This is a genomic window from Roseomonas sp. HF4, assembly GCF_005222755.1.
Lineage (GTDB): Bacteria > Pseudomonadota > Alphaproteobacteria > Acetobacterales > Acetobacteraceae > Neoroseomonas.
On the sequence record NZ_STGD01000011.1, the window covers coordinates 21,952 to 46,780 of the forward strand.

The 24,829-nt window shown below is 73.5% G+C and carries 25 protein-coding genes; 12 read left to right on the top strand and 13 right to left on the bottom strand.

Features of this window, described 5'->3' with window-relative positions; translation table 11 throughout:
- The first annotated feature begins 72 nt into the window (after window positions 1-72).
- The 3 genes from E8M80_RS16580 (at window position 73) to rpsO (ending at window position 2,056) form a co-directional block, all read left to right on the top strand.
- Window positions 73-462, top strand: a complete 390-nt coding sequence (locus E8M80_RS16580) for an acyl-CoA thioesterase (RefSeq protein WP_137126828.1) — start codon at window positions 73-75, stop codon at window positions 460-462.
- A gap of 10 nt (window positions 463-472) precedes the next feature.
- A complete protein-coding gene (truB, locus tag E8M80_RS16585; protein ID WP_137126829.1) occupies window positions 473-1,438 on the top strand; it encodes a tRNA pseudouridine(55) synthase TruB in 966 nt (321 codons plus the stop codon).
- Between the two features lie 348 nt (window positions 1,439-1,786).
- On the top strand, window positions 1,787-2,056 hold the full coding sequence (gene rpsO, locus E8M80_RS16590) for a 30S ribosomal protein S15 (RefSeq protein ID WP_137126830.1): 270 nt from the start codon (window positions 1,787-1,789) through the stop codon (window positions 2,054-2,056).
- 55 nt (window positions 2,057-2,111) lie between these two features.
- Here the strand turns inward: rpsO and E8M80_RS16595 are convergent, their stop codons facing one another.
- The 3 genes from E8M80_RS16595 to E8M80_RS16605 form a co-directional block, all read right to left on the bottom strand.
- Window positions 2,112-3,611 carry a tripartite tricarboxylate transporter permease gene (locus tag E8M80_RS16595; protein ID WP_137126831.1) on the bottom strand — a complete coding sequence of 500 codons (1,500 nt, stop codon included), beginning with the start codon at window positions 3,609-3,611 and terminating at the stop codon, window positions 2,112-2,114.
- A 91-nt stretch (window positions 3,612-3,702) separates the two neighbouring features.
- Window positions 3,703-4,740 carry a tripartite tricarboxylate transporter substrate binding protein gene (locus E8M80_RS16600; protein WP_137126832.1) on the bottom strand — a complete coding sequence of 346 codons (1,038 nt, stop codon included), beginning with the start codon at window positions 4,738-4,740 and terminating at the stop codon, window positions 3,703-3,705.
- Window positions 4,737-5,324, bottom strand: coding sequence for an XRE family transcriptional regulator (locus E8M80_RS16605; RefSeq protein ID WP_240790079.1), 588 nt, complete (start codon window positions 5,322-5,324; stop codon window positions 4,737-4,739). Before E8M80_RS16605 ends, E8M80_RS16600 begins: the two co-directional genes overlap by 4 nt.
- A 28-nt stretch (window positions 5,325-5,352) precedes the next feature.
- Between E8M80_RS16605 and E8M80_RS16610 the strand changes: the two genes are divergently transcribed.
- Both E8M80_RS16610 and E8M80_RS16615 read left to right on the top strand, forming a co-directional pair.
- Window positions 5,353-5,574 (top strand): hypothetical protein, encoded by a 222-nt coding sequence (locus E8M80_RS16610; protein ID WP_137126833.1) that lies wholly within the window; start codon window positions 5,353-5,355, stop codon window positions 5,572-5,574.
- Window positions 5,571-6,035 (top strand): GNAT family N-acetyltransferase, encoded by a 465-nt coding sequence (locus E8M80_RS16615; RefSeq protein WP_137126834.1) that lies wholly within the window; start codon window positions 5,571-5,573, stop codon window positions 6,033-6,035. The genes E8M80_RS16610 and E8M80_RS16615 overlap by 4 nt, the downstream gene beginning before the upstream one ends.
- Window positions 6,036-6,130: 95 nt before the next feature.
- Here E8M80_RS16615 and E8M80_RS16620 read toward each other — a convergent pair whose 3' ends face one another.
- On the bottom strand, window positions 6,131-6,838 hold the full coding sequence (locus E8M80_RS16620; protein ID WP_137126835.1) for a ribonuclease activity regulator RraA: 708 nt from the start codon (window positions 6,836-6,838) through the stop codon (window positions 6,131-6,133).
- Window positions 6,839-6,920: 82 nt separating this feature from the next.
- Here E8M80_RS16620 and E8M80_RS16625 point away from each other — a divergent pair, with 82 nt between their 5' ends.
- The gene (locus E8M80_RS16625; RefSeq protein ID WP_137126836.1) at window positions 6,921-7,835 is read left to right on the top strand and encodes a TIGR00730 family Rossman fold protein; all 915 of its coding nucleotides are present in this window, start codon (window positions 6,921-6,923) and stop codon (window positions 7,833-7,835) included.
- Between the two features lie 7 nt (window positions 7,836-7,842).
- On the opposite strand, the gene E8M80_RS16630 is transcribed toward E8M80_RS16625, so the two are convergent.
- From E8M80_RS16630 to rph, 3 genes are all read right to left on the bottom strand, one after another.
- A complete protein-coding gene (locus E8M80_RS16630; RefSeq protein ID WP_170979462.1) occupies window positions 7,843-8,436 on the bottom strand; it encodes a DUF4304 domain-containing protein in 594 nt (197 codons plus the stop codon).
- A 13-nt stretch (window positions 8,437-8,449) separates the two neighbouring features.
- On the bottom strand, window positions 8,450-9,073 hold the full coding sequence (gene rdgB / locus E8M80_RS16635; RefSeq protein ID WP_137126838.1) for an RdgB/HAM1 family non-canonical purine NTP pyrophosphatase: 624 nt from the start codon (window positions 9,071-9,073) through the stop codon (window positions 8,450-8,452).
- A gap of 184 nt (window positions 9,074-9,257) precedes the next feature.
- Window positions 9,258-9,974 (bottom strand): ribonuclease PH, encoded by a 717-nt coding sequence (gene rph, locus E8M80_RS16640; protein ID WP_137126839.1) that lies wholly within the window; start codon window positions 9,972-9,974, stop codon window positions 9,258-9,260.
- A gap of 251 nt (window positions 9,975-10,225) precedes the next feature.
- Between rph and hrcA the strand changes: the two genes are divergently transcribed.
- Entirely contained in the window at window positions 10,226-11,299 is a 1,074-nt protein-coding gene (hrcA, locus tag E8M80_RS16645; protein ID WP_370287456.1) for a heat-inducible transcriptional repressor HrcA, read from the top strand.
- Window positions 11,300-11,317: 18 nt separating this feature from the next.
- Here the strand turns inward: hrcA and E8M80_RS16650 are convergent, their stop codons facing one another.
- Complete coding sequence (locus tag E8M80_RS16650) at window positions 11,318-14,134, bottom strand: [protein-PII] uridylyltransferase (RefSeq protein WP_137126841.1); 2,817 nt, start codon at window positions 14,132-14,134, stop codon at window positions 11,318-11,320.
- A 15-nt stretch (window positions 14,135-14,149) separates the two neighbouring features.
- A complete protein-coding gene (gene mutS / locus E8M80_RS16655) occupies window positions 14,150-16,756 on the bottom strand; it encodes a DNA mismatch repair protein MutS (RefSeq protein WP_240790097.1) in 2,607 nt (868 codons plus the stop codon).
- A 186-nt stretch (window positions 16,757-16,942) separates the two neighbouring features.
- Between mutS and E8M80_RS16660 the strand changes: the two genes are divergently transcribed.
- The 4 genes from E8M80_RS16660 to E8M80_RS16675 all read left to right on the top strand — a co-directional run bounded on the left by E8M80_RS16660 (window position 16,943) and on the right by E8M80_RS16675 (window position 21,786).
- Window positions 16,943-17,347, top strand: a complete 405-nt coding sequence (locus tag E8M80_RS16660) for a VOC family protein (RefSeq protein ID WP_137126843.1) — start codon at window positions 16,943-16,945, stop codon at window positions 17,345-17,347.
- An 8-nt stretch (window positions 17,348-17,355) separates the two neighbouring features.
- Window positions 17,356-18,912: a bifunctional aspartate transaminase/aspartate 4-decarboxylase gene (locus tag E8M80_RS16665; protein WP_137126844.1), complete on the top strand. Its 1,557-nt coding sequence runs from the start codon at window positions 17,356-17,358 to the stop codon at window positions 18,910-18,912.
- A gap of 127 nt (window positions 18,913-19,039) precedes the next feature.
- The gene (locus E8M80_RS16670; RefSeq protein ID WP_137126845.1) at window positions 19,040-21,340 is read left to right on the top strand and encodes an NADP-dependent malic enzyme; all 2,301 of its coding nucleotides are present in this window, start codon (window positions 19,040-19,042) and stop codon (window positions 21,338-21,340) included.
- Window positions 21,337-21,786 (top strand): DUF488 family protein, encoded by a 450-nt coding sequence (locus E8M80_RS16675; RefSeq protein ID WP_137126846.1) that lies wholly within the window; start codon window positions 21,337-21,339, stop codon window positions 21,784-21,786. The genes E8M80_RS16670 and E8M80_RS16675 overlap by 4 nt, the downstream gene beginning before the upstream one ends.
- Before the next feature lie 7 nt (window positions 21,787-21,793).
- Here E8M80_RS16675 and E8M80_RS16680 read toward each other — a convergent pair whose 3' ends face one another.
- From E8M80_RS16680 to E8M80_RS16695, 4 genes are all read right to left on the bottom strand, one after another.
- Window positions 21,794-21,982 carry a hypothetical protein gene (locus tag E8M80_RS16680; RefSeq protein ID WP_137126847.1) on the bottom strand — a complete coding sequence of 63 codons (189 nt, stop codon included), beginning with the start codon at window positions 21,980-21,982 and terminating at the stop codon, window positions 21,794-21,796.
- 226 nt (window positions 21,983-22,208) lie between these two features.
- Window positions 22,209-22,598, bottom strand: coding sequence for a hypothetical protein (locus E8M80_RS16685; RefSeq protein ID WP_137126848.1), 390 nt, complete (start codon window positions 22,596-22,598; stop codon window positions 22,209-22,211).
- A gap of 187 nt (window positions 22,599-22,785) precedes the next feature.
- Window positions 22,786-23,016, bottom strand: coding sequence for a hypothetical protein (locus E8M80_RS16690; protein ID WP_137126849.1), 231 nt, complete (start codon window positions 23,014-23,016; stop codon window positions 22,786-22,788).
- A 31-nt stretch (window positions 23,017-23,047) separates the two neighbouring features.
- A complete protein-coding gene (locus E8M80_RS16695) occupies window positions 23,048-24,007 on the bottom strand; it encodes a tripartite tricarboxylate transporter substrate binding protein (protein ID WP_137126850.1) in 960 nt (319 codons plus the stop codon).
- A 126-nt stretch (window positions 24,008-24,133) separates the two neighbouring features.
- On the opposite strand from E8M80_RS16695, the gene E8M80_RS16700 reads away from it, so the two are divergent.
- Window positions 24,134-24,793, top strand: coding sequence for an EI24 domain-containing protein (locus E8M80_RS16700; RefSeq protein WP_137126851.1), 660 nt, complete (start codon window positions 24,134-24,136; stop codon window positions 24,791-24,793).
- Window positions 24,794-24,829 lie beyond the last annotated feature (36 nt).

Here is a 24,829-nt window from a genome sequence, read left to right on the forward strand (position 1 = left end):
GAAGCCAAGGGCTGCGGATGCGGCCCGCCCGGCGCTTGAGGAACACGAAGGTGAAACCTTCGTGCGTCGGGCATGAGCGAGGCACCGCCCGACACGCCGCCGCAAGTGCGCGTCATCGCCATGCCGGCCGATGCCAACCCGGCCGGCGACATCTTCGGCGGCTGGCTGATGGCGCATATGGACCAGGCCGGCGCGTCGGTCGCGCTGCGCCGCGCACGCGGGCGCGTCGCCACCGTGGCGGTCGAGGCGATGTCCTTCCACCTGCCCGTGCGCGTCGGCGACGAGGTCAGCCTGCATGGCCGACTGCTCTCGGTCGGGCGCACCTCCATCCGCGTGCATGTCGAGGCCTGGCGCCGCGACCGCACGACCGAGGACGCGGCCCGCGTCACGGAAGCGACCTTCACCTTCGTCGCGCTGGACGCCCAATCGCGCCCGCGCCCCGTTCCCCCCGAAAGCGACTGACACCACCGACATGGCGCAGCGACACCGCAAGCCGAAGGGCCGGCCAATCGACGGCTGGCTGATCATCGACAAGCCGACCGCGATCGGCTCGACCGACGTGGTCGCCATCTGCAAGCGCGGCTTCCAGGCGCAGAAATGCGGTCATGGCGGCACGCTCGACCCGCTGGCGACCGGCGTGCTGCCCATCGCCTTCGGCGCCGCGACCAAAACCGTGCCCTATGTGATGGACGGCACGAAACAATACCGCTTCACGCTCCACCTGGGTGAGGCGCGGGATTCCGACGACGCCGACGGCAACGTCACCGGCACCAGCGAGGCCCGCCCGACCGACGAGCAGATCCGCGCAGCCCTGCCCGCCTTCATCGGCGACATCATGCAGGTGCCGCCGATCTTCTCGGCCATCAAGGTCGCTGGGGAGCGCGCCTACGACCTGGCGCGCGCGGGGGAGGCGGTGGAACTCGCCGCCCGCCCGGCGCGCGTGGACCGGTTCGAGCTCATCGAGCGCCCGGACGCCGACACCGCCGTGTTCTTCGTGGAGTCCGGCAAGGGCGTCTACATGCGCAGCCTGGCGCGGGATATCGCCAAGGCCTGCGGCACGGTCGGCCACATCACGGCGCTGCGGCGCCTGCGGGTCGGGCCGTTCCTGGAACGGGACGCCGTGCCGCTCGCGGCCGTGCAGGGCGCCGCGGCCGAGGGCCTGCCGCCGCTGCTGCCGGTGACGATGGCGCTGGCCGATATCCCGGCGCTCGACCTGTCGGAGGCGGAGGCCGCGCGGCTGTCCTTCGGCCAGCCGATCTCGCTGGTCGACCTGATGGGACGCATCCCGGCCGCGGCGAACCCCGATGGCGGGCTCGCGCGCGCGATGGTGGGCGAGCGGTTGATGGGCCTGGCACGGCTCGAGGAAGGGCTGCTGAAGCCGGAACGCTGGCTCGGGCGCGAGGGCGAGCGCATGGCGCCGGCCCGCGTGGAGGCCTGACGCCGGACGCAAGAAGGCTTCGCCTTCGTGGCCTTCGTGGCCCTCGGGCGCCCGGCGGGCCGCAGGCTCGACATCCGTGCGCCGCGCATGAATCCGCGCGGCGCTCTGGACAGCGCGTCGGATTCCCGCCATAGGCGCGCTCTTCCGGAACCCCTGCGCTTCCGGTCGCGACCGCGCTGGCCGACATCCCGGCGCTGGCCGCTTTCGTGGGCAGGGGTTGGGGGCGATACGCCCCGTTTCGCGGCGACGCGGCCGGAGACGCCCGAGGCAGGTGGGGTTCCCCACGGCCGGGCGGTTTCCACGGCACGCCGAAGGCCCGACGGCCCGGCCAACACGAAGGACAACACGATGTCGATCACTGCCGAACGCCGCCAGGCGGTCATCAAGGACTATGCGACCAGCCCGAACGACACGGGCAGCCCGGAAGTGCAGGTCGCAATCCTGTCCGAGCGCATCGTCAACCTGACCGAGCACCTCAAGACCCACGCGAAGGACTTCCATTCGCGCCGTGGCCTGCTCGTGCTCGTGGGTCAGCGCCGCGGCCTGCTGGACTACCTGAAGCGCAAGGACCGCAAGCGCTACGAGACGCTGATCGGCCGACTCAGCCTGCGCCGCTGACGGTCGCGCCGTCGCGCATCCGCCAGGGGCGGCCTTCGGGCCGCCCTTTCGCGCTCTACGGCACGGGCGCGCGTCGGCCGCGCCAGGCGCGCCACGTCGCCTGCGCCAGCGCCGCCACGAGCACGGCCGCCAGCCCGGCCGAGATCCAGCTCCCGCCGAAGCCCATCAGGAACTCCGCCGGGTCGTCCGCCGCCGAGATCATGGCGCGCCGATACGACGCATCCATCAGCGGCCCCAGGATCATGCCGAGCACCACCGGACCCACCTCGAAGCCATAGAGCTTCAGGAAGTAGCCGAAGATCCCGAAGCCCAGCATCCAGAGCACGTCGGTCGCGCTGTTCTGGATGGCATAGGTGCCGACCACGCTCAGCACTAGGATCAGCGGCGCGAGCAGCGCGCGCGGCGCCTCGGCCAGCCGCGTGAACAGCCGGATGCCGGTCAGGCCGAAGACCAGCAGGAAGATGTTGGCGAGCGCCAGGTTGCCGACGGTGAACCAGAACAGGTGCGGCGTCTCGATCATCAGCATCGGGCCGGGCTTGAGGCCATGGATGAACAGCGCGCCGATGATGACGGCGGTGACCGCGTCGCCCGGGATGCCGAGCGTCAGCATGGGGATATAGGCGCCGCCCACCGCCGCGTTGTTGGCGGATTCCGGGGCGACGACGCCTTCCTCGGCGCCCTGGCCGAAGGGATGCGTCGGGTTCTTCACGGACCGCCGCGCCGCGTCGTAGGCGAGCAGCGCCGCGATGTCGCCGCCCGTGCCCGGCAGCGCCCCCACCACGACGCCGATCGCCGAGGAGCGCAGCGTCAGCGGCAGGTGCCGGCGCAGCGCGCCCCAGGGCGGCACGATGCGGTCCACCTTCTGGCGGATCGGCGGCAGGTCCGGGCGGCGGAGCTGGACCAGCGCCTCGCTGACGCCGAAGAAGCCGATCATCGCCGCGACATAGGGGATGCCGCCCAGCAGCGCGGTGGTGCCGAAGGTGAAGCGCGGCTCGGCCGTCATCTGGTCGAGCCCGACCAGGCCGAGCACCACGCCGAGCGCGCCGCAGAAGATGCCCTTGGCGAGGCTTTCGCCCGACAGGCTGCCCACCAGCAGCAGGCCCAGCAGCGCCAGCACCAGATAGTCGCGCGGCGCGACCGCGAGCGCGATGTCCGAGATGGCGGGCGCGGCCAGCGCCAGCGCCAGGATGCCCACGAAGCCGCCGATCACGCTCATCACGGTGGCCAGCCCGATGGCGCGCCCCGCCTCCCCGCGCTGCGCCATGGGGTAGCCGTCGAGCGCCGTCGCGATTGCCGCCGGCGCGCCCGGGATGTTGAGCAGCACGGCCGACCGGCTGCCGCCGTAGACGCCCCCGGTATAGACGCCGGCGATCAGCGCCAGCGCCGGGTTCACGTCCCAGGTGAAGGTGAAGGAGATCAGGATCGCGACCGCCATCGTCACGGACAGGCCCGGGATGGCGCCGATGTAGATGCCCGCGAAGGTGCCGAGCGCGGTCAGCGCGAGCAGCGACGGGTCGATCCAGGAGAGCAGGAAATATCCGATGGCGTCGGGCACAGCGGGTCCGGGCGTGGCGGCAGGGGGTCTCGGCGGGGCGTGGCTGCGCCGGCGCGTCCCCCGCCGCGGCGGGGCGGCCGGCGCGCCGCGATCAGAGCGTGATGTCGAGCCGGCGGAGCAGCGGCGCCCAGCGTTCCGCCTCCCGCGCCAGGAAGGCCTGGAAATCGGCGGGCGTGCCGCCGGCGGCCAGGATCCCCTGGTCGAGCAGCCGCTCGCGCAGCGTCGGGTCCGCCGCGGCCGCGGCGGCGGCGGCGTTGAGGCGCGCGACGGCGGCCGGCGGCGTGCGCGCCGGCGCCAGCAGCCCGAACCAGGTGATGGCGACGAGGCCCGGCCAGATCTCGTGGAAGACCGGCTGGTCGGGCAGGTTGGGCAGGCGGCTCTCGCCGGTCCAGCCGATGATCTTCGCGCGGCCGGATCGCGCGACCTGCAGGCCGGTGGCGCCGCCCACCAGGATGCTGTCGAGCGTACCTGCCAGCAGGTCGTTCATCTGGTGGGCATCGCCCCGATAGCCGACATCCTGCCAGTCGAGGTTGAGCCGCTCGGCGATCAGCGCGCCGGCGATGTGGTTGAAGGACCCGCGCCCGTTGTGGCCCCAGGTGACCTTGCCGGGATTGGCGCGCACATGCGCGACGAAGCCTTCCAGCGTGTTCGGGATGCCGGGGCGGACGGCGATGCAGAAGGGCAGCGTCGCGACATGCAGCACGGGGGCGAAGTCGGCCGGGCGGTAGGGCAGGTTGCGCCCGATCAGCGGGTTGATGGTCAGCGTGGTGCCCGACGACATCAGCATGGTGTGACCGTCGGGAGCGGCGCGCGCCACGGCCTCGGCGCCGATCACGGTCTGCGCGCCGGGCTTGTTGTCGATCACGACGTTCTGGCCGAGCAGCGGCGCCATCTTCTCGGCCATCAGCCGCGCCGTCACGTCGGTCGAACCGCCCGGCGGGAAGGGCACGACGATGGTGACGGGCCGGGAGGGGTTCCACTGGGCCAGCGCGGGCGCCGGCAGGGCGGCGGCAAGGCCGAGCGCGGGCAGCGCGCGGCGAGACAGGACGGGGCGCACGGTTTCCTCCGGGGTTCGTTGCAGCGAGCCTGCCACCGGGCGGGGCCTGCGCGCCAGGGGCGCGTCGCTCATCGGCGCGAGAGCGCGACCAGATAGCGGCAGGGCTTAGACTTCGACGGGTTGCGGAAGGCGTGGCCCTTCGGCGCGTCGAGGTCGAAGGCGAGGCAGTCCCCGGCCTCGAGCCGCGATTCCCCAGCCCCTTCCTCGACGACGAGCCGGCCCGAGAGCACCCAGGCCACCTGTCCGCGCAGGAAGGCGAAGGAGGCCGCGGTGTAGGCGACGCGGGCGCCGGGCGGCAGTTCGACCTCGACAAGTTCCGGCTCGGCGCCGGGGGGCGAGAGGGCGCGGCGGCGGTAGCCCGTGTCGGGGTCGCGCCACCGGGGCTGGCCGTCGGCGCGGGCGATGCGGGGCGGGCCGCCGGCCGCCTCGGCGCGCGCCAGCAGCGCGGAGACGGTCAGGTGGAAGGCGCCCGACAGGCGGCCGAGCAGCGCCGCGGTCGGGCTCGCCTCGGCGCGCTCGACCTTGCTGATCATGGCGCGGGAGACGCCGGAGGCGGCGGCGAGGTCGGCGATGGTCCAGCCCCGCGCCTCCCTTTCCTGCCGGAGGCGGGCGGCGATCAGGCTGTCGAGGGAGAGTTCTTCCATCATAGTGGACATGATGAAACGATAGTGGATACTGGATGGCATGACCATGCCCGCATCCCTCGGCCACAATGGCGGCCCGCCGTTCGAGGATGGCGACGACCCCGCCGGCTGGCGACTCTGGTGCTGGCGGCGGGCGCATCGCCGGGCCTGGCGGGCGCCGCCGCGGGAGGTGGCGCTCAGGCGGCTCGCGCGCGCGGAGGTCCTCGGCATGACGTATCGGGACTATGCGCTCGAGATCCTGGAGCGGGGGCGGCACCCGTGACGCTCCGCATCGCGGAGGGCGGGCTGGACGATGCGCGGGTTCAGGCGCTGCTCGGCGTGCATCTCGCGGCCGCGCGCGCGAACACCGCGGCGGGCTTTGCCTTCGCGCTCGACGTCTCGGGGCTGCGCGTGCCGGGGATCTGGTTCTTCGCGGCCTGGGAGGGGGAAGAACTGCGCGGCGTCGCGGCGTTGAAGCGGCTGGCGCCCGAGCATGGCGAGGTGAAGTCGATGCACACGGCCGCGGCGGCGCGCCGCCGCGGCGTGGGTGCGGCGCTGCTACGCCATATCGTCGCCGAGGCGCGGGCCGCCGGCATGCGGCGCCTCAGCCTCGAGACCGGCACCAGCGCACATTTCGCGGCGGCCGTGGCGATGTATGTCATGCATGGCTTCGTCCCCTGCGGCCCCTTCGCCGACTACGTTGCCAGCCCGGAGAACCGGTTCTTCACGCTGGCGCTTGAGTGACGGGTTCCGAGGGCCCTTCGGCCCTCGGCGGGGGGTCTTGGGGGGCAGCGCCCCCCATCTCTCCGCAGCCGGGCCTTTCGGCCCTCGGCGCACCCCTACCGCCCGTGCTGCTTCCGCCAGGCTTCGAAGACCGGCCTGTTCGCCGCGTCCGTCATCGGATAGAGCCCGCGGATCGTGTGCCCCGCCGCCACGCGCTCCTGCACGAAATCCTCGTAGACGGTTTGTTCGAACGCTTCCTCAGCCACCGCGTCGGCGACGTGGGCGGGGATGCAGACCACCCCTTCGGCGTCGCCCACCATGATGTCGCCCGGATGCACGCCGACGCCGGCGCAGGCGATGGGCACGTTCAGATCAACGCAATGATGGTGGATCAGGTTCGTCGGCGCCGAGGGTGTGGCGTGGTAGGCGGGCCAGCCCATGGCCGCGATCTCGGGGCTGTCGCGGAAGCCGCCGTCGGTGACGGCGCCGGCCACGCCGCGGGCGCGCAGCCGCGTGATCAGGATGCCGCCCGCGGACGCCGCGCGCGCGTCGCCGCGGCTGTCGATGACGAAGACCGCGCCAGGCGGGCATTCCTCCACGCCCTTGCGCTGCGGGTGGCCGGGGTCCCTGAACACGTCGAGGGTGTCGAGGTCCTCGCGCGCCGGGATGGTGCGCAGCGTATAGGCCGGCCCCACCATGCGCGGCGCATCGGCGCCGAGCGGATGCAGCGACAGGAACACGTTGCGGAAGCCGTGCTTGAACAGCACGGTGGTGAGCGTGGCGGTCGAGACGGCGGCGAGTTTCTCGCGCGTGGCGTCGTTCATGGCGGTTTCCCCGTGGCGTCCGGCCAGGAATACTCGGGAACGGCCGGGCTGCCCACCGCCCGGCAGGATGGGGAGAAACGCCATGCCCGACAACGGGGCGCAGAAGCATTCGCGGTCCTACCTGCTGGCGATCGAGGACCAGCATTTCCTGCTGCGCGACGAGATGCGCCCCTTCCGCTTCGGCATGGAATACGCGAAGGCCGAGTTCGCGCTGCGCGACTGGGGCGTGCGCTCGACCGTGGTGGTCTTCGGCTCCGCCCGCACGCCGAGCGCCGAGCAGGCCAAGGCGATGGCGGAAGCGGCGAAGACGCCGGCCGAGAAGCGGCTGGCGAAGCGCGCGGCGGAGCAGTCCAGGCTCTATGAGGATGCGCGCGCCTTCGGGCGGCTCGTGTCGATGCGCGGCGGCGCACTGGCGGCCTCGGGCGTGCCGCGGGACAATGTGATCGCGACCGGCGGCGGGCCGGGGATCATGGAGGCGGCGAACCGCGGCGCCTCCGAGGCGGGCGCGCCGTCCATCGGCTTCAACATCACCTTGCCGCACGAACAGGACCCCAATGCCTGGTCCACGCCCGCGCTGACCTTCCGCTTCCACTACTTCGCGATGCGCAAGATGCATCTCGCGATGCGCGCCAATGCGCTGGCCGTCTTCCCCGGCGGCTTCGGCACCTTCGACGAGTTGTTCGAACTGCTGACGCTGGTGCAAACCGGCAAGGCGACGCCACGGCCGATCGTGCTCTACGGCCGCGACTTCTGGGAGAAGGCGGTGAACTTCCGGATGCTGGTAGAGCACGGGACGATCGACGCGCGCGACCTCGACCTGTTCGAGGTGGTGGACACGCCGGAGGAAGCCTGGGCGAGCCTGTTGCGGCGCGGGCTTCGGGCGGCGCCGCCGACGCCGGCGCCGGAGCCGCCGCTGGCGAGGCCGGGACGGCGGCGGGCACCGCAGCAGGAGCAGATGCCCCCGGCGGTCCCTGTCCCATCGAAGCGGAGTCGCTGACGCCCAATCAAGCCCCTGCGCGCCGCAGAACCGCATCCGCCATGTCGCGCGCGATGGCACGACGCGCTTCAGGCCAGGAGGCGACGGCCTCCTCCAGGAGACGCCGCGCGTCCTCGGGCCGGCCGAGGAGAAGCAACAGCGCCGGCTGCGCGAAGGCGTTGCCGCGGCATGGGAAGTCGGCCGCGCCGGCCAGCGTGGCGCGCGCCTCGAGCCAAGGCCTCCCGTGCCGCGTCCACGCCTCGGCGATCTCCACGCCCAGGGCGAGGTCGTCCGTCGAGGCGTCCACCCGCCACCAGTGGTCACCGTCGCCGATCAGTTCACCGATGCGCGCCCGCAGGTCGCACTGATACTCCGTGGGGGCCGCGGGCGGGTCACGCTCTTTCAATAGGCGGTGCGGCGCCGGCAGGCTGACGCCGAGGTTCATGGTGAAGCGGCCGTCCTCGCCCGCATTGAACTGGCTCGCCTGGATGTTGACGACGAGGATTCCGTCGCCGCCGCGCCGCCGCCATGTGCGGCCTTTGCGCGCATAGCCGTCGGCCTTCAGTTGAGGCGCCAGGGCCATCCCGATCAGCGCGTCGATCCGCGCGGCTATGTCCGACACGGTGTCGCGCGCCCTACCCGGTCGTGCCCAGTAGGCACGCCGCCGACAGCAGCGCGAAGGCCGCGGCGCGATGGCTGATTCGGTGCTTCTCGGCCGGGTCCATCTCGCCGAACGTCGCGGCCCCGCCATCGGGCACGAACATCGGGTCGTAGCCGAAGCCGTGGGTGCCGCGCGGGGGCCATACCCAATGGCCCATGGCGCGGCCCTCGAAGCCTTCCTCGTGCCCGTCGGGCCAGGCCAGCGCCAGAGCGCAGGAGAACCAAGCGGTGCGGTCCTCGAACTCCTGCGCCGCCTCCATCACCTTGCGCATGGCGTCGCCATAGTCGCGCGACCCATCCGGCTGCATCGCCCAGTCGGCCGTGCGCACGCCGGGCGCGCCGGCCAGGGCCGCGACCGAGAAACCGGAATCATCGGCCAGTGCCGGCAGCCCGGCGGCACGCGCGGCGGCCCGCGCCTTGATCGCGGCATTGCCGAGGAAACTCTCCTCGGTCTCCTCGGGCTCGGGCAGGCCGAGTTCGCCGGCACTGACGGTCTCGATGCCGTACGGGGCGAGCAGCGCGGCGACCTCGCGCAGCTTGCCCGCATTGTGGGTGGCGATGACGATGCGTTCGCCGCGCGCAAGGTGACGGTGGGTCATGCGACGGAAGGTCGGGGGAGGAGAACCTCCTCCGAGCCGCGACCCCACGCCGCCGCTCCGCGTCGCCGCGGGGGCCCCAGGCCTCCCTTCCTTTTCGGTTTGGTGCCGACCGTCATCGTCCATCCCCAGTTCCAGAGAAGGTTGAGGGGGACATGGCGGGAGAAGTTCCCTTCTCCCCCCATTCTCACATCCCGACCGCGGCGCGCTGCTGCGCGAACAGCTCCGCCGTCCCGCTCCGCGCCAGCCGCAGCAGCGCCAGCAATTCCTCGTCCGAGAAGGGCGCGCCCTCGGCGGTGCCCTGCACTTCCACGATGCCGCCCGCCCCGGTCAGCACGAAATTCGCGTCCGCATCCGCCTTGCTGTCCTCGGCATAGTCGAGGTCGAGCACCGGCGTGCCCTGCCACACCCCGCAGGACACCGCGGCGACCTGGTCCTTCAACGGGTTGCGCGTCAGGATGTTCATCCGCCGGCAATGCTCGAAGGCGAGGTGCAGCGCGACCCAGGCGCCGGTGATGGACGCGCAGCGCGTGCCGCCATCGGCCGTCAGCACGTCGCAATCGACCGTGACCGACATCTCCCCCATCGCCTTGAGGTCGGTCACGGCGCGGAGCGACCGGCCGATCAGGCGCTGGATCTCCTGCGTGCGGCCGGACTGCTTGCCGCGGGCGGCCTCGCGGTCGCCGCGCGTATGCGTCGCGCGGGGCAACATGCCGTATTCGGCGGTGACCCAGCCCTGGCCCTGGCCGCGCAGGAAGGGCGGCACCTTGCCCTCGACGCTCGCGGTGCACAGCACCTCGGTCACGCCCATGCGGATCAGGCAGGATCCCTCGGCATGGCGGGCGGCGCCGGGCTGCAGGCTGACGGGGCGCAGCACGGCGGGGTCGCGGCCGGAGGGGCGCATCGGGATGTCCTTCGAACGATCGGGACGCCTTCTACAACGCCAATGCCGGCCATGCACCCCGTCCCGGCGCGACGATGCGTATGGCCCGCGGGACGACATGCGCGCCCGCGGGTGCCCGCGCCCGATCGGCGCGCGCCGCGCCGCGGTTTCGGGTGCCGGCACGTCCGAAGGCCGGCCGGGCTCGGACCCGCGCGGCTCCGTGGTTGACCCGGCCGGCCGCGCGACCATAGTTGATCGGACAAGCGATGAAGATGAGCCCCTCCGGAATGCCCCAGATGCCGATCTCGGGCGCGAGCCTTCCCGGCCTCGACGGCCGCGGCGCGGCGATCCTGCGCGAGCTCGTCGAAACCTACATGCAGACCGGCGAGCCGGTCGGCTCCCGCACGCTCTCGCGCCGCCTGCCGCTCGGCCTGTCGCCCGCCACCATCCGCAACGCCATGGCGGACCTCGAGGATGCGGGGCTGCTGTATGCCCCGCACACCTCGGCCGGGCGGCTGCCGACGGAACGGGGCCTGCGCCTGTTCGTGGACGGGCTGCTGGAATTCGGCGCGCTGGGGGAGGAGGAGCGGGACGCGATCTCCGCCCGCTGCGCCGCCTCCGGCCGATCGCTGCAGGAGACGCTCGGCGAGGCGGGGCAGATGCTGAGCGGCCTGGCCGGCGCCGCGGGCCTCGTGGTGGCGCCGACGGCCGAGGGCGCCCTGCGGCATATCGAGTTCGTGGCGCTCGGCCCGGGCCGCGCGCTGGTCGTGCTGGTGCACAATGACGGGCAGGTCGAGAACCGCATCATCGAGGTGCCGGCGGGGCTGCCGCTCTCGGCGCTGCAGCAGGCGTCGAACTACCTCAACGCCCGCCTGACCGGGCGCACCATCGAGGAGGCGCGCGGCGTCGTCGCCGGCGAGATCGCGGCCAATCGCACCGCGCTCGATGCGCTGACCCAGCAGGTGATCGAGGCCGGGCTCGCGACCTGGTCGGGCGGCCAGGGCGGCTCCCTGATCGTGCGGGGCCAGGCCCGGCTGCTCGAGACCATCGACCAGGCGGCACGCGTCGGCGAAATCCAGCGGCTGTTCGAGCGGCTGGAGCAGCAGGAGACGATGCTCCGCCTGCTCGACCTCGCGCAGCGGGGGGAAGGCGTGCAGATCTTCATCGGCGCGGAATCCGGGCTGTTCGACAGCGCCGGGCTGTCGATGGTGGTGGCACCCTTCCGCAACGGGCAGGAACGCATCGTGGGCGCGATCGGCGTGATCGGGCCGACACGGATCAACTACGGGCGCGTGATCCCGGTGGTGGATTACACGGCCAGGGTGATCGGGCGGCTGCTGGGCTGACGCGGCGATCCGCGCCGGTCAGCGCGCCCCTGCCGCCGCCCGCACCGCGACGCCTCCGCCCGGCGCCTCCACGACTTCCAGCGCCTTTTCGAGCGCACGGCGCAGCACCGCCAGCTTGCGCTCGTTCTCGACCTTCAGCCCGAACACGTCCTTGACGTAGAACACGTCGACCGCCCGCACGCCGTAGGTGGTGATGTGCGCCGAGGCGATCTGCAGTCCCTGGTCGCTGATCGCGGCCGTAACGTCGTGCAGCAGGCCCGGCCGGTCGCGCCCGTTCACCTCGATGACCGTGAAGGTGTTCGACGCGTGGTTGTCGATGACGACGCGCGGCGGCACCGTCACCGCGCGCAGCCGCGCGGGCTCGCGCTTCAGCTTACGGATCTCGTCGCGCAGGCGCAGCCGGCCGGACAGCGACTGCTCGACCAGCACGGACAGCCGCGCCAGGCGGTGCGGCGCCTCGAACGCCCCGCCCTGTGCGTCCTGCACCCAGAAGGTGTCGAGCGCCATGCCGTCCGTCATGGTGTGGATGCGCGCATCCACGATGGTCGCGCCCGCCACCGCCAGCGCGCCGGCAATCTTGCTGAACAGGCCCGGATGGTCGGTGCAGTAGACCGTCACCTCGGTCACCGCGCGGCTGTCGAGGACGCGGGCGCGGACCGTGAGCGGCGCCCGCGCCTCCTTCGCCTCATGGATCATGGCCGCGTGGCGCGCATGGGTCTCGGGGTCGAAGGACAGCCAGTAGCCGGGGTAGCCGAGGTCGAGGAAGGCATCCACCTCGGCCTTCGGGCGGTCGGCCAGCAGCATCGCCGCGGCTTCCTTGGCGCGCGCCACGCGCACGTCGCGCTCGGGCACCGACAGCCCGCCCGCCAGAACCTCCGCCACGCGCCAGTAAAGTTCGCGCAGCAGCGTCGCCTTCCAGTTGTTCCAGACCTTGGGGCCGACAGCCCGCATGTCCGCCACCGTGAGCACCAGCAGCAGCCGGAGCCGCTCGGGGGACTGCACGACCTCGGCGATGTCGAGGATGGTCTTGGGGTCCTCGATGTCGCGCTTGAAGGCGGTCTGGCTGATCAGCAGGTGGTGCAGCACGAGCCAGGAGACCGTCTCGGTCTCCTCCGGCGTCAGGCCGAGCGCGGGGCAGATGGACTGCGCGAGCTGCGCGCCGATCTCGCTGTGGTCGCCGCCGCGGCCCTTGGCGATGTCGTGCAGCAGCATCGCGACATAGAGCGCGCGGCGCGATTGCAGCTGGCCGATGAGCTCCGAGGCGACCGGCGCCACCTCGGCCAGCTCGCCGCGCTCGAGCGCCGCCAGCACGCCCACCGTCTCGATGGTGTGCTCGTCCACCGTGAAGACATGGTAGGTGTCGAACTGCATCAGCCCGACGATGCGCTGCCAGTCCGGCAGCAGGCGGGAGATCAGCCCCGCCTCGTTGATCATGCGCAGCCAGGTGGCCGGGTCGCGGCCCGAGAGCAGGTCGAGGAACTCGGCGCTCGCGTCCTTGCCCCCGCGCAGCCGCGCGAGGTGGCGCGCATGGCGCACGATGGCTCGGAAGGCCAGCGGATGGACATCGAGCCCGCGGTCGCGCGCCATGCGGAAGATCCGCAGCATCAGGACCGGGTCGATGGTGAAGTCGTTGCCCGGGGCCGCGATGACCTTGCCGTCGGCCAGCGCGAAGCCCGCCGCCGTCAGCGCCTTGTCCGACGCCGGCACCACCGCCGGCGGCCCGAGCGAGGCGCGCTCGATCGCCGGCTCCAGGATGCGCGTGAAGCGCGCCACGTCGCGCACGGTCAGGAAGAAGTGCTTCATGAACCGCTCGACGCCGTCCTGCAGGCCGTGGCGCGTGTAGCCCATGCGCGCGCCGACCACGGGCTGCAGGTCGAAGGTCAGGCGCTCCTCCGCCCGGCCGGTCACCAGGTGCAGGTGGAAGCGGACGGTCCAGAAGAAGTTCCAGGCGCGGCGGATGGCGCGCGCCTCCTCGGCGATCAGCAGGCCGCCGCCGGGGGAGCCGGGGCCGACCAGTTCCGGCATGCGCTGCACGTTGAAGGCGTAGCGCGCCAGCCAGTAGAGCGTCTGCAGGTCACGCAACCCGCCGCGGCCTTCCTTGACGTGCGGCTCGACCAGGAAGGGGCTCTCGCCGTAGCGGGCGTGGCGCTGCGTGCGCTCGGCGCGCTTGGCCGCGAGGAAGGGCTTCAGCCCCCAGTCCGCGCGCGCCTCGCGGAAGGCGTTCTCGAAGCGGTGGAAGACGCCGGCGTCGCCCGCGATGTGCCGCGCGTCGAGCAGCGCGGTCAGCACCGTCGCGTCGCCCTTGGCGTCCACCACGCAATCGGCGCGCGACCGCGTGGCATGCCCGACCTTCAGCCCGAGGTCCCAGAGCAGGTAGAGCATGAACTCGACCGATTTCTTCCCGCGCGCCCCCATGGCGCCGTCGGCCAGGAACAGCAGGTCGATGTCCGAGAAGGGCGCCAGCACGCCGCGCCCGTAGCCGCCGGTCGCCACCAGCGCCCAGGGCTTGTCGCCCTCGGTCGGGGGCAGCGTCGCGACGGTGTAGGCGTGGATGCCGGCCATGACCGTGTCGGTCAGCGCCGCGAGCCAGCGCGCGGCCGCGAGGCCGGACATCTCGTGCGCCTCGAAGGCCTGTTGCACGCGGTTCTGGATGCGGCCGAGGTTGCGCCGCAGCGTCGCCACCGCGTCTTCCCGCGCCAGCGGCCGGCCCTGCGGCATGAGTTCGGCCAGCAGCGCGGCGAGCACGACGGGCGGCTCCCCCGCCACGGGCAGCGGCCGCGCGGCCGGCCCGTCGGCGGATCCAGGCGCGGATCCGGCGTCGTCCAGGGATGTCATCGCGCGAGAGACTACCTACTCCTGGCCCGGGGGGACAGCCTCCAGCAGCGATTTCATGCGGTAGAGGGCATCGAGCGCTTCTCGCGGGCTGAGCGCATCGGCGTCGAGCGCCGCCAGCGCCGCGAGTGCCGGATGGGCCGCGGCCGTCGGCGCGGCGGCGCGCGCGAACAGCGGCAGTTCGTCGGAGAGCGGGTCGAGCCCGCGGGCGCGGGCCTCGAGCGCGGCCAGCACCGCCTCGGCCCGCGCCAGCACCGGCCGCGGCACGCCGGCCAACCGCGCGACATGCACGCCCCAGGACCGCTCCGCCGCCCCGGGGCCGACGCGGTGCTCGAACACCACCTCGCCCCGCCACTCGCGCACCTGCATGTGCACCGGCGTGACTTCCGGCAGCTTTCCCGCGAGCGCGGTCAATTCGTGGAAATGGGTCGCGAAGACGGTGCGGCAGCGGATGCGGTCGTGCAGCGCCTCCAGCACGGCCCAGGCGATGGCGAGCCCGTCCCAGGTCGCGGTGCCGCGCCCGACCTCGTCCAGCACCACGAGGCTGCGCGCGGTGGCCTGGTTCAGGATCGCCGCCGTCTCGGCCATCTCGACCATGAAGGTCGATCGCCCGCCCGCGATGTCGTCCGCCGCGCCGACGCGGGAGAAGAGCCGGTCGACCAGGCCGATCCGCGCGCTGTCCGCCGGCACGAACAGCCCGGCCTGCGCCAGGATGACGAGCAGCGCGTTCTGCCGCAGGAAGGTGGACTTGCCGGCCATGTTCGGCCCGGTCAGCAGGCTGAGCCGTCGGCCCGGCGAGAGGTCGCAGTCGTTCGGCACGAAGGCCGGTCCGCGGGCACCCGCCAGCGCCGCCTCGACCACCGGGTGGCGCGCGGCGACCGCCGTGAAGTCGGGCCGGTCGGCCAGCTCCGGCCGGCACCAGCGGCCGTCGGCGGCGAGGCCGGCGGCGGCGGCGTGCACGTCGGTCTCGGCCATGGCGGCGGCGGCGGCGGCCAGCCGCGGCGCGGCGGCGAGGCAGAGCCGGCGCAGGTGCTGCGCGACCAGCCGCTCCCGTTTCGTCGCCTGCTCGCCGGCCTCGGCCACCCGGCGGTCGAGCTCGGCCAGCGCAGCGCAGGTGAAGCGCATCGCGTTCGCCATGGTCTGGCGATGGACGGGCGCCTGCGGGCCGTCCTTCGGCGCTGCGCGCAGCAGCTTCTCCCCCGCCGCGGCGGGCACCTCGGCCAGGAAGCCGAATTGCTGGTGGTGGCGGATCTTGAGGCTGGCCACGCCCCAGGCCGCGGCCAGGTCCATCTGCAGGGCGGCGATCGCCTCCCGCGCGCCGTCGCGCAGGCGCCGCAGGGCATCGAGCTCGCCGTCGTAGCCGGGGCCGACCAGGCCGCCATCCTCGAGCCGCGCGGGCAGGGGGTCGGCCAGCGCGCGGGCGAGTTCGGCGCGCGGGCTGGCCTCGGGCATCAGCGCCGCCCGCGCGGCGGCGAGCAGCGGCGGGATGGGCGGTACGCCCTCGGCGGCGTCGAGCGCGGCCGCCATCGCCTCGGCGCGGGCGAGGCCGTCGCGGATCGCGCCGAGGTCGCGCGGGGCGAAACGGTCGAGCGACAGGCGCGCCAGCGCGCGCGCCATATCGGGCGCGCCCTTCAGCGCGCTGCGCAGCGCGGCGCGCACCGCGTCGGCTGCGAGCAGGAAGCCCACGGCATCGTGCCGCGCGGCGATCGGCGCCGCTTCGGCCAGCGGCGCGGCGAGGCGCGCGGCCAGTTCGCGCGCGCCGGCCGCGGTCACGGTCCGGTCGACGGCGCCGAGCAGGGAATGGCGCGCCTCGCCGCGTTCGCTGCGGAGGATCTCGAGGCTGCGGCGCGTGGCGCCGTCCATCTGCAGCAGGCCGTGCCCGCCGGCCGGGCGCGGCGGCGCGAGGCGCGGCAGCGCGCCGGCCTGGGTCAGGCGCACGTAGTCGAGCGCCATGGCGGCGGCCGCGACCTCCTCCGGCGCGAAGGTGCCGAAGCCCTCCAGCGTCGCGACCTCGAAGGCCTCGGCCACGCGGCGGGTGGCGTCGCGCGGCGGCTCGACCTCGGCGACGCGCCCGGCGAGCGGCGCCAGGGCGGCGGCGCGGGCGAGCGCCTCGGGCGCCAGGACCTCCGAAGGCTCGAGCCGCGCGAGGAGGGCGGGAAGGTCCTGGACGGCCAGCGTTTCCGTGCCGAAGGCGCCGGTCGAGACATCGAGCCAGGCCGCGCCGAGCCGTCCGTCCGCCGGCGCCAGCGCGAGCAGCCAGGCCGGGCGCGCGGGCTCGAGCAGCGCGTCCTCGGTCACGGTGCCGGGGGTGACGAGGCGGACGACCTCGCGGCGCAGCGTCGGGGCCTTGCGGCGCTTGGCCTCCTCCGGCGTCTCCATCTGGTCGCAGAGCGCGACGCGGAAGCCCTGGCGGATCAGGCGCGCGAGATAGGCCTCGTGGGCATGGGCCGGGACGCCGCACATCGGCACGCGCTGGCCCCGGTGCTCGCCGCGGAAGGACAACGCGATGTCGAGCGCGGCCGAGGCCGCTTCGGCATCGGCGAAGAACATCTCGTAGAAATCGCCCATGCGGAAGAAGACGAGCGCGTCCGGGTGCGCAGCCTTGGCCGCGAACCACTGCGCCATGGCGGGGGTCGCGCCTTCGGCGCGCGGGATGCGCGCCGCGCCTTCGGCGCGCGGGATCCGGGGCTCGTCGTCGGCGCGCGGGGCGGCGCCCACGCCTTCGGCGGGCGGAATGCGCTTGCTCTCGGGGGTGGCGGCTGCTGCCATGCACCGCGTCTAGACCGGAAACCGGCGATCAGGGAGGGCGTTATGCAACTCGATGGCCTCGACCACGCGAACCTGCGCTGCCGCCCGCAGGACCTGCCCGCGGCGCTCGCCTTCTACCGCGACCTGCTCGGGCTCGCGGAGGGACCCCGCCCGGCCTTCGACTTCCCGGGCCACTGGCTCTACGCGGGCGGGCGGCCGGTGCTGCACCTGGCCGCGCGCGACAGCGTGGCGCCGCCGGCCGGCCCCTCCCCCGGCGCGTCGTTCGAGCACATCGCCTTCCGCGCCCGCGGCCTGCCCGACGTGAAGGCCATGCTGGCGGGAAGGGGCGTGTCGTATGCCGAGGCGCCGCTGCCCGGCTTCCCGCTGCACCAGCTGTTCCTCACCGATCCCTTCGGCCTGCGGGTCGAGCTCACCTTCGACATGAACGAACCGTCCAACCAGGGCTGAGCCGGGCGATGCCGGCAGGGACACTCGACCGCTTCGCGCGGATGAGCCCCTTCGAGATCAAGGACGAGCTGATCCGCCGCGCACGCGCCGCGACTACCGCCGGCGCCTTCCTCAATGCCGGGCGCGGCAACCCGAACTGGATCGCGACCGCCCCCCGGGAAGCCTTCGCGGCGCTGAACCGCTTCGCGCTGGCGGAGTGCCGGCGCGGCGGGGAGTTCGGCTCGGGGCTGGCCGCGGCACCGGGGCGGGCGGGCATCGCGGGGCGGCTCGAGGCCTTCCTCGATGGCGGAGAGGCGGGGGCCGCGACGTTGCGGGCCGCCCTGGCCGCCGCGCCGCCGGGGACGGAGCCGGACGGGCTGGTGCATGAACTCGCCTGCGCCACGCTCGGCGACACCTATCCCGAGCCGCCGCGCATGCTGGAGGGGGCCGAGCGCGCGGTCGCGGCCTATCTGCGCGCCGTGCTCAGCGGACCGGAGGTGCCCTTCGACCTGTTCGCCACCGAGGGCGCCACGGCGGCGATCTGCGACGTCTTCCGCGCGCTCCACGCGAACGGGCTGCTGCGGCCGGGGGACGGCATCGCGATCGGCACGCCGGTCTTCGCGCCCTATCTCGAGATCCCGGTCCTGGCCGACTACGCGCTCCGGATCCTGCCGATGGAGGCGGCGGAGGAGCAGCGCTTCCAGTACCCCGAGGCGGCGCTCGCGGTGCTCGAGGACCCGGCGGTGCGGGCGCTGCTGCTGGTCAACCCCGGCAACCCGACCTCGGTCGCGATCGCGCCCGCCTCGGTGGCGCGGATCGCCGCCATCGTGCGGGAGCGGCGGCCCGACCTCATCGTCGTGACCGACGATGTCTACGCGACCTTCGTGCCGGGCTTCCGCTCGATCTTCGCGGAATTGCCGCGCAACACGATCGGGATCTATTCCTTCTCGAAGTACTTCGGCTGCACGGGCTGGCGGCTCGGCGTCGTGGCGATGGCACGGGACAACGTGGTGGACGCGGCGCTGGCGGGGCGGCCGGCGGCGCGCTACGCCGCGCTGGCCGAGGATCCAGGCTGCCTGCCCTTCATCGAGCGCATGGTCGCCGACAGCCGCGACGTGGCGCTCCACCACACGGCGGGGCTGTCCACGCCGCAGCAGGCGATGATGGCGCTGTTCGCGCTGTCGGAGCTGGCCGACCGGGCGCTCGACTACCGGCGGGAGGTTACGGCGGTGCTGCACCGGCGGTCCCGCGCCTTCGCGGGCGCGCTCGGCCTCGACCTCGAGCGCAACCCGCTGTTCGACCACTACTACGGGCTGGTCGACCTCGATTTCTGGATGCGGACGCATCTCGGGGAGGCAGCGGCCGACTGGATGCGGGCGCATGTGCATCCGCTCGACATCGCCTTCCGCCTGGCCGAGGAGCACGGGATCGTGCTGCTGCCCGGCGGCGGCTTCCACGCGCCGGGATGGTCGGCGCGGATCTCCTTCGCCAACCTGGCGGAAGAGGCCTATGGCCGGATCGGCGCGGCGCTGCGCGCGGTGATCGGGCGCTATGAGGCGGGCTGGCGGGCGGCGGGGGCCGGGTGATGCCGCCGGTCGGCGGATCGCGGGCACCACCCTTGCCGCGCCTGCGAAGCCAGGGGGTCGCGCGCCGGGCGGCGCGGCGCCACAATGGGTGTTCGGATCGCACGGATCCCCGGGGACAGGAACGACCATGGACGACGTGAAGCAGCCGCCCGCCGAAGACACGCGCACCGCCCGCGTGACAGGCGAGGAGGCGCTCGCCATGCATGCAGAGGGGCGGCCGGGCAAGCTCGAGATCCGCCTGACCAAGCCGCTGATCACGGCGCGCGACCTGTCGCTGGCGTATTCCCCGGGCGTCGCCGAGCCCTGCCTGCACATCCACCGCGACCCGAAGCTCGCCTACGACTACACGGCCAAGGGCAACTTCGTTGCCGTCGTCTCGAACGGCACGGCCGTGCTCGGCCTCGGCAACCTCGGCGCGCTGGCGTCCAAGCCCGTGATGGAAGGCAAGGCGGCGCTGTTCAAGCGCTTCGCCGATGTCGATTCCATCGACCTGTGCGTCGATACCGAGGACGTGGACGCCTTCGTCAATTCCATCCGGTACCTCGGCCCGTCCTTCGGCGGCATCAACCTCGAGGACATCAAGGCGCCGGAGTGCTTCGTCATCGAGCAGCGCCTGCGCGAGCTGATGGACATCCCGGTCTTCCACGACGATCAGCACGGCACCGCGATCGTCGCCGCCGCCGGCCTGATCAACGCGATCCACCTGACCGGGCGCGACATCGCGACCACGCGCCTTGTCATCAACGGCGCGGGCGCCGCGTCCATCGCCTGCGCCGAGCTGGTCAAGGCCATGGGCATGCGGCCCGAGAACGTCATCCTGTGCGACACCAAGGGCGTGATCTGGCGCGGCCGCACCGAAGGGATGAACCAGTGGAAGTCGGGCCATGCGGTCGCGACCTCCGCCCGTACGCTGATGCAGGCGCTGGACGGCGCCGACGTCTTCTTCGGCCTGTCGGTCAAGGGCGCGCTGACGCCCGAGATGCTGCGCGCCATGGCGCCGCGCCCGATCCTGTTCGCGATGGCCAACCCCGACCCCGAGATCACGCCGGATGAGGCGCGCGCCGCGCGGCCCGACTGCATCATCGCCACCGGGAGATCGGACTATCCCAACCAGGTGAACAACGTCCTCGGCTTCCCGTTCATCTTCCGCGGCGCGCTGGACGTGCGGGCCAGCACGATCAACGACGCGATGAAGATCGCGGCGGCGGAATCGCTGGCCATGCTGGCGCGCGAGGACGTGCCCGAGGAAGTGGCCGGCGCCGGCGCCGGCAAGGCGCTGCGCTTCGGACCCGAATACATCATCCCGAACGCCTTCGATCCGCGCCTGATCAGCCGCGTCTCCCCGGCGGTCGCGAAGGCGGCGATGGACAGCGGCGTCGCGCGCAAGCCGATCATCGACCTGCAGCGCTATGCGCGCGACCTCGCGAACCGGCTGGACGCGACGGTCGGCGCGCTCGAGGCGATCAGCGAATCCGTCCGGCAGAACCCCCGCCGCGTCGTCTTCGCCGAGGGCGAGGAGGAGAAGGTGATCCGCGCCGCCATCGCCTTCCGCAACGCCGGCTACGGCACGCCCGTGCTGGTCGGGCGGGAGGACCGGATCGGCGCCGTCACCGCGGCGCTCGGCATCCCGCTGCCCGACGGCATCGAGATCCAGAACGCCCGCGTGTCGGATTCCAACCGCCGCTACGCCGACTTCCTGTACGGCCGCAAGCAACGCGATGGCTTCCTGCAGCGCGACTGCCAGCGGCTGGTCAACCAGGACCGCAACGTCTTCGCCGCCTGCATGGTCGCGATGGGCGACGCGGACGCCGTCGTCACCGGCACCACGCGGTCCTATTCCGTCGCGATGGAGGGCATCTCGATGGCGATCGACCCGGTGCCCGGCCGGTCGGTCTTCGGGCTGTCGATCATCGTCTCGCGCAGTGCCGGCACGGTGCTGGTGGCCGATACCGCGGTCCACGAACGCCCGGATGCCGAGACGCTGGCCGGCATCGCGCGCGGCTCGGCCGCAGCGGCGCGTCGCCTCGGGCTCGAGCCGCGTGTCGCCTTCCTGTCCTTCTCGACCTTCGGTGACCCGCGCGGCACCATCCCCGGCAGCATCCGGGAGGCGGTGAAGCTGCTGACGGAACGCGGCGCCGATTTCGAGTTCGACGGGGAGATGGCGGCCGACGTGGCGCTCGACCCGACGCTGCGCGCCGCGCTCTATCCCTTCTGCCGCCTGAGCGGGCCGGCGAACATCCTGATCATGCCGGGGCTGCACGCGGCGCATATCCTGACGCGCTCCGTGCCGCAGCTGACCAGCGCCACGGTGATCGGCCCGCTGCTGACGGGGATGTCGCATTCCGCGCAGATCGTGCCGATGCAGGCGGGGGTGAACCAGATCCTGGATGTCGCCTGCCTGGCCGCGCACGCCGCGCTGCCACGGTGAGCCGGGCGCCGCCCGTCTTCACCATCGGCTACGAGGACGCGACGCCGGACGCCCTCCTGGCCACGCTGAAGCGGGCGGGCGTCGCGACGCTGGTGGACGTGCGGGCGCTGGCTAACAGCCGCCGGCCCGGCTTCGCCAAGGGCGCGCTGTCGGCAGCGCTCACCGGCGCGGGCATCGGCTACCTGCACCTGCGCGCGCTGGGCACGCCGGCCGAAGGTCGCGCCGCGGTGCGCAGCGGCCGGCCCGAGGTCATGCGCCGGATCTTCGCCGCGCACCTTGCGGGCACCGAGGCGCAGGCGGCGCTCGCCGACCTCGCGGACCTCGCGCGGCACGGGCCCGTCTGCCTGCTCTGCCTCGAAGCCGACCCGCGGACCTGCCACCGCACGCTGGTCGCCGAGGCGGTCGGCCTGCCTGTCGTGCATCTCGACCCGAGGGCGCCGGGCTGAGGCAGGCTCAGCGCCGCGTCCGCTCGATGTCCGTGCTGCGCGTCTTGCCGCCCGCGCCGGTGACGTCGCGCGTGCCGGAATAGGTGCCGTCCTGCACCGTGCCCTGGCCCGTGGCGCTGCGCGTGCGCCCGTTCGGGCCGGTCTTGCTCGCGCTGCGCTGGCGGGTGCCGGTGGCGGGGTCGTAGGACCGGGTCATGCCGCCGCTCGCGCTGCGCCCGCCGCTGCGGGTGGCGCGCCACGCGCGGCTGTGTTCGCGCGCCTCGGCGCGGCGGGCACGAGGGCCGCCGGCGCGGCGAGGAGGAGAAGAAGCAGGGAGCGGGCGACCGCGCATGGCGGATCTCCCGCCGGCGTCGCCATCAGCCTGCGTTGCGCGGATTGCGCGCGCATGCCGTGATTGTTACGAAACGAAACCGTCCGGCGCCTCAGGGCCGGGCCGGCTGCGCCGGGGTGTCGGGCGCAGCGGTGGGCGGCGCGCCGGGCGGCGCCGCGGGCGCGGTCATCCGTTCTCCCTGCCGGGCGGTCCAGGCGCCGGCGCCCTGCATCTGCTCCCCGGTCCACCGCATGGCGCGGCCGACCGCGCTGCCGGTGCTCTCCCCCGCGCGTTCGAGCGCCTGGCCGGTCTGCTCGGCGGCGCGGTCGATCGCCGCTCCCGTACGTTCGCCAAGGCCGGGCTGGGCGGCCGGGGCCGGAGCGCCGGGTGGCGGCGCGGGCTCGGCCGCGCGCGGCACGGGCGGCGGCAGGCTGCCGGGCTGCTGCGCGGCGGCGGGCAGCGCCATGAGGACCAGGGCAGCGGCGACAGGCAACGGACGCATCACAGGGTCTCCTGGACTGGGCAACGCGCCAGGGAGATGATGACGCGCTCCCGTGGCAACAACGGGGCGGCGCGCCTTTGGCGCGCACGCGGGTTTCACCCTCGTGACCCTCAAGCCGCCTGGCGGGTCGCATCCGCGGCCCTGGGCTTCGCTGGATCGCCTGCGGCGCCCATTCGGGCGCTCGCCATCAGTCCCCGAAGGCCCATTGCCCGGCGCGGCGGAGCCGGTTGCCGGTCCAGTCCGCAGCGCGTTCCAACGCGCCGCCGGTGCGCTGCGCGCCGCGCTCGATCGCAGCGCCGGTGCGCTTGGCCGTGCGCTCGAGCCGCCGCCCGGTGCGCTGCACCGCCCCTTCGGCCGCGACGGCCGGGTTGGCGAGGGTCCCGGCCAGCAGGCCAAGCATGAGATAACGCCGCTTCATGCGCTCAACGTGATGCGGGGCCGGGCTCACGTCAAGAATCGAGACGGATGCCGAGGTCGCGGATCAGCGGCCGCCAGGCGGCGGCCTCGGCGGCGACGAAGGCGTCGAATTCGGCCGCGCTCCAGCCCGTGGTCTGGATGCCGAGGGCGCGGGTGCGCGCCTGCACCTCATCCGCCTGCATGGCCCGGACGAGTTCGGCGCTGAGCCGTTCGACCACCGGCGTCGCGACCGCGCGCGGCACGCTGATGCCCTGCCAGCCGAAGGCCACGGCATCGTGGCCGAGTTCGCGCAGCGACGGCACGGCGGGGGCCTCGGCGGTGCGGGCCTCGGTCAGCACGGCCAGCGCGCGCACGCGCCCGTCGCGGATGAAGGGCAGGCCGGTCGCGGTGTCGATCATCACCAGGTCGACGCTGCCCGCGAGCAGGTCCTGCATCGCCGCGCCGCCGCCGCGATAAGGCACGTGCTCGGCCGCGAGGCCGCTGCGGCGCTTGACCAGTTCCATCGCCAGATGGTGCGGTGAGGCAACGGCCGGGCTCCCATAGGTGGCCGCCCGCGTGCGGGAGGCCGCGAGCAGCGCCGCGAAATCCGCGAAGGGCGCATCGGCGCGGCAGACGATGTAGAGCGGAAAGCGCCCGATGAAGCCGACGCCGCGGAAATCCCGGTCCGGATCATAGGGCAGCCTGGCATAGAGCGCCGGGTTGTAGACCAGGATGCCGTTGTCCACGTGCATCAGCGTGTGGCCGTCGGCAGGCGCCCGGGCGGCGGTCTCGCTGGCCAGCACGGCACCGCCGCCGGGGCGGTTCTCGACCACGATGCCCTGGCCGAGTCGCGGGCCCATCTGCCCGGCCACGAGCCGTGCGAAGACATCCGACGGGCCGCCCGCGGGATAGCCGACGATGAGGCGCAGCGGCCGCTCGGGCCAGGTGGCTTGCGCATGCGCCAGGCCGGGCAGGGCAAGGCCGAGCGCGAGCGCGCCGCGACGTCGGATCATTTGCGCTTCCTCCGGGGCAGGGCCGCCAATCTGGCGCCGCGCGCGCGGGCCGCCAAGGGGCCTGCGCGACCGCGGGGCCGGTCCCGCCCCCTCGCGGCCGCGCCGCGCGACCGCTACATCCCCGCCATGCCGGCCGCGATCCTCCTCGCCTTCGCCCAGATCGGCGACCCCGCCTTCCGCCGCCCGCTCCTGCTGGGCGTGCTCGGCGCGGTCGTTGCGATCGGCCTGCTCGTCTGGGGCGCCACCGAGGCCGCGCACTGGGCCGCGGGCACCACCGGCTGGCTGTCCTGGGCGGCGCAGGCGGGCGGCGGGCTGGCGGCGCTGGTGCTGGCCTGGTGGCTGTTCCTGCCGATCGCGGCCGTCATCGCCTCGCAGCTCGTGGAGCCGGTGGCTGCCGCGGTGGAACGCCGGCACTACCCGCATTTGCCGCCGCCGCGCGGCGCCTCGGTCGCGGCGCAGGCGGCCTTCGGCGTGCTGTTCGGCCTCCGGATGCTGGCGCTCCAGGTGCTGCTCCTGCCGCTGCTGTTGGTGCCTGTGCTGGGACTTGTGGCCGCACTCGCCATCTCCGCCCATGCGCTCGGGGCCGGGATGCTGCGGCAGACCGCGATGCTGCGCATGGGCACGGCCGAGTCGCGCTTGGCCTGGCGGTCGCGCCGCTGGGCCGGATGGGCGCTCGGGCTGGCGCTGGCGGCCCTGGCGATGGTCCCACTGTTCAATCTTTTGGTACCGGTGATCGGCACGGCGGCGGCGGTACACCTGCTGCACCGCGGGCCGCGGCGCGCATGAGGCCCGCCGGGGGGACGTGAATCCTGGGGATAAGCC

Bases quoted from the DNA above. Each gene is read 5' to 3' on its own strand.
- E8M80_RS16665 (WP_137126844.1), top strand. From the start codon at position 17,356: ATGCCGGCAGGGACACTCGACCGCTTCGCGCGGATGAGCCCCTTCGAG.
- E8M80_RS16600 (WP_137126832.1), bottom strand. From the start codon at position 4,740: ATGAGCGACGCGCCCCTGGCGCGCAGGCCCCGCCCGGTGGCAGGCTCG.
- E8M80_RS16605 (WP_240790079.1), bottom strand. From the start codon at position 5,324: ATGTCCACTATGATGGAAGAACTCTCCCTCGACAGCCTGATCGCCGCC.
- hrcA (WP_370287456.1), top strand. From the start codon at position 10,226: ATGAGCCCCTCCGGAATGCCCCAGATGCCGATCTCGGGCGCGAGCCTT.
- E8M80_RS16625 (WP_137126836.1), top strand. From the start codon at position 6,921: ATGCCCGACAACGGGGCGCAGAAGCATTCGCGGTCCTACCTGCTGGCG.
- E8M80_RS16610 (WP_137126833.1), top strand. From the start codon at position 5,353: ATGACCATGCCCGCATCCCTCGGCCACAATGGCGGCCCGCCGTTCGAG.
- E8M80_RS16700 (WP_137126851.1), top strand. From the start codon at position 24,134: ATGCCGGCCGCGATCCTCCTCGCCTTCGCCCAGATCGGCGACCCCGCC.
- mutS (WP_240790097.1), bottom strand. From the start codon at position 16,756: ATGGCGCAGTGGTTCGCGGCCAAGGCTGCGCACCCGGACGCGCTCGTC.
- E8M80_RS16620 (WP_137126835.1), bottom strand. From the start codon at position 6,838: ATGAACGACGCCACGCGCGAGAAACTCGCCGCCGTCTCGACCGCCACG.
- rdgB (WP_137126838.1), bottom strand. From the start codon at position 9,073: ATGACCCACCGTCACCTTGCGCGCGGCGAACGCATCGTCATCGCCACC.
- E8M80_RS16695 (WP_137126850.1), bottom strand. From the start codon at position 24,007: ATGATCCGACGTCGCGGCGCGCTCGCGCTCGGCCTTGCCCTGCCCGGC.
- rpsO (WP_137126830.1), top strand. From the start codon at position 1,787: ATGTCGATCACTGCCGAACGCCGCCAGGCGGTCATCAAGGACTATGCG.
- E8M80_RS16685 (WP_137126848.1), bottom strand. From the start codon at position 22,598: ATGCGTCCGTTGCCTGTCGCCGCTGCCCTGGTCCTCATGGCGCTGCCC.
- E8M80_RS16680 (WP_137126847.1), bottom strand. From the start codon at position 21,982: ATGACCCGGTCCTACGACCCCGCCACCGGCACCCGCCAGCGCAGCGCG.
- E8M80_RS16670 (WP_137126845.1), top strand. From the start codon at position 19,040: ATGGACGACGTGAAGCAGCCGCCCGCCGAAGACACGCGCACCGCCCGC.
- E8M80_RS16660 (WP_137126843.1), top strand. From the start codon at position 16,943: ATGCAACTCGATGGCCTCGACCACGCGAACCTGCGCTGCCGCCCGCAG.
- rph (WP_137126839.1), bottom strand. From the start codon at position 9,974: ATGCGCCCCTCCGGCCGCGACCCCGCCGTGCTGCGCCCCGTCAGCCTG.
- E8M80_RS16690 (WP_137126849.1), bottom strand. From the start codon at position 23,016: ATGAAGCGGCGTTATCTCATGCTTGGCCTGCTGGCCGGGACCCTCGCC.
- E8M80_RS16650 (WP_137126841.1), bottom strand. From the start codon at position 14,134: ATGACATCCCTGGACGACGCCGGATCCGCGCCTGGATCCGCCGACGGG.
- E8M80_RS16580 (WP_137126828.1), top strand. From the start codon at position 73: ATGAGCGAGGCACCGCCCGACACGCCGCCGCAAGTGCGCGTCATCGCC.
- truB (WP_137126829.1), top strand. From the start codon at position 473: ATGGCGCAGCGACACCGCAAGCCGAAGGGCCGGCCAATCGACGGCTGG.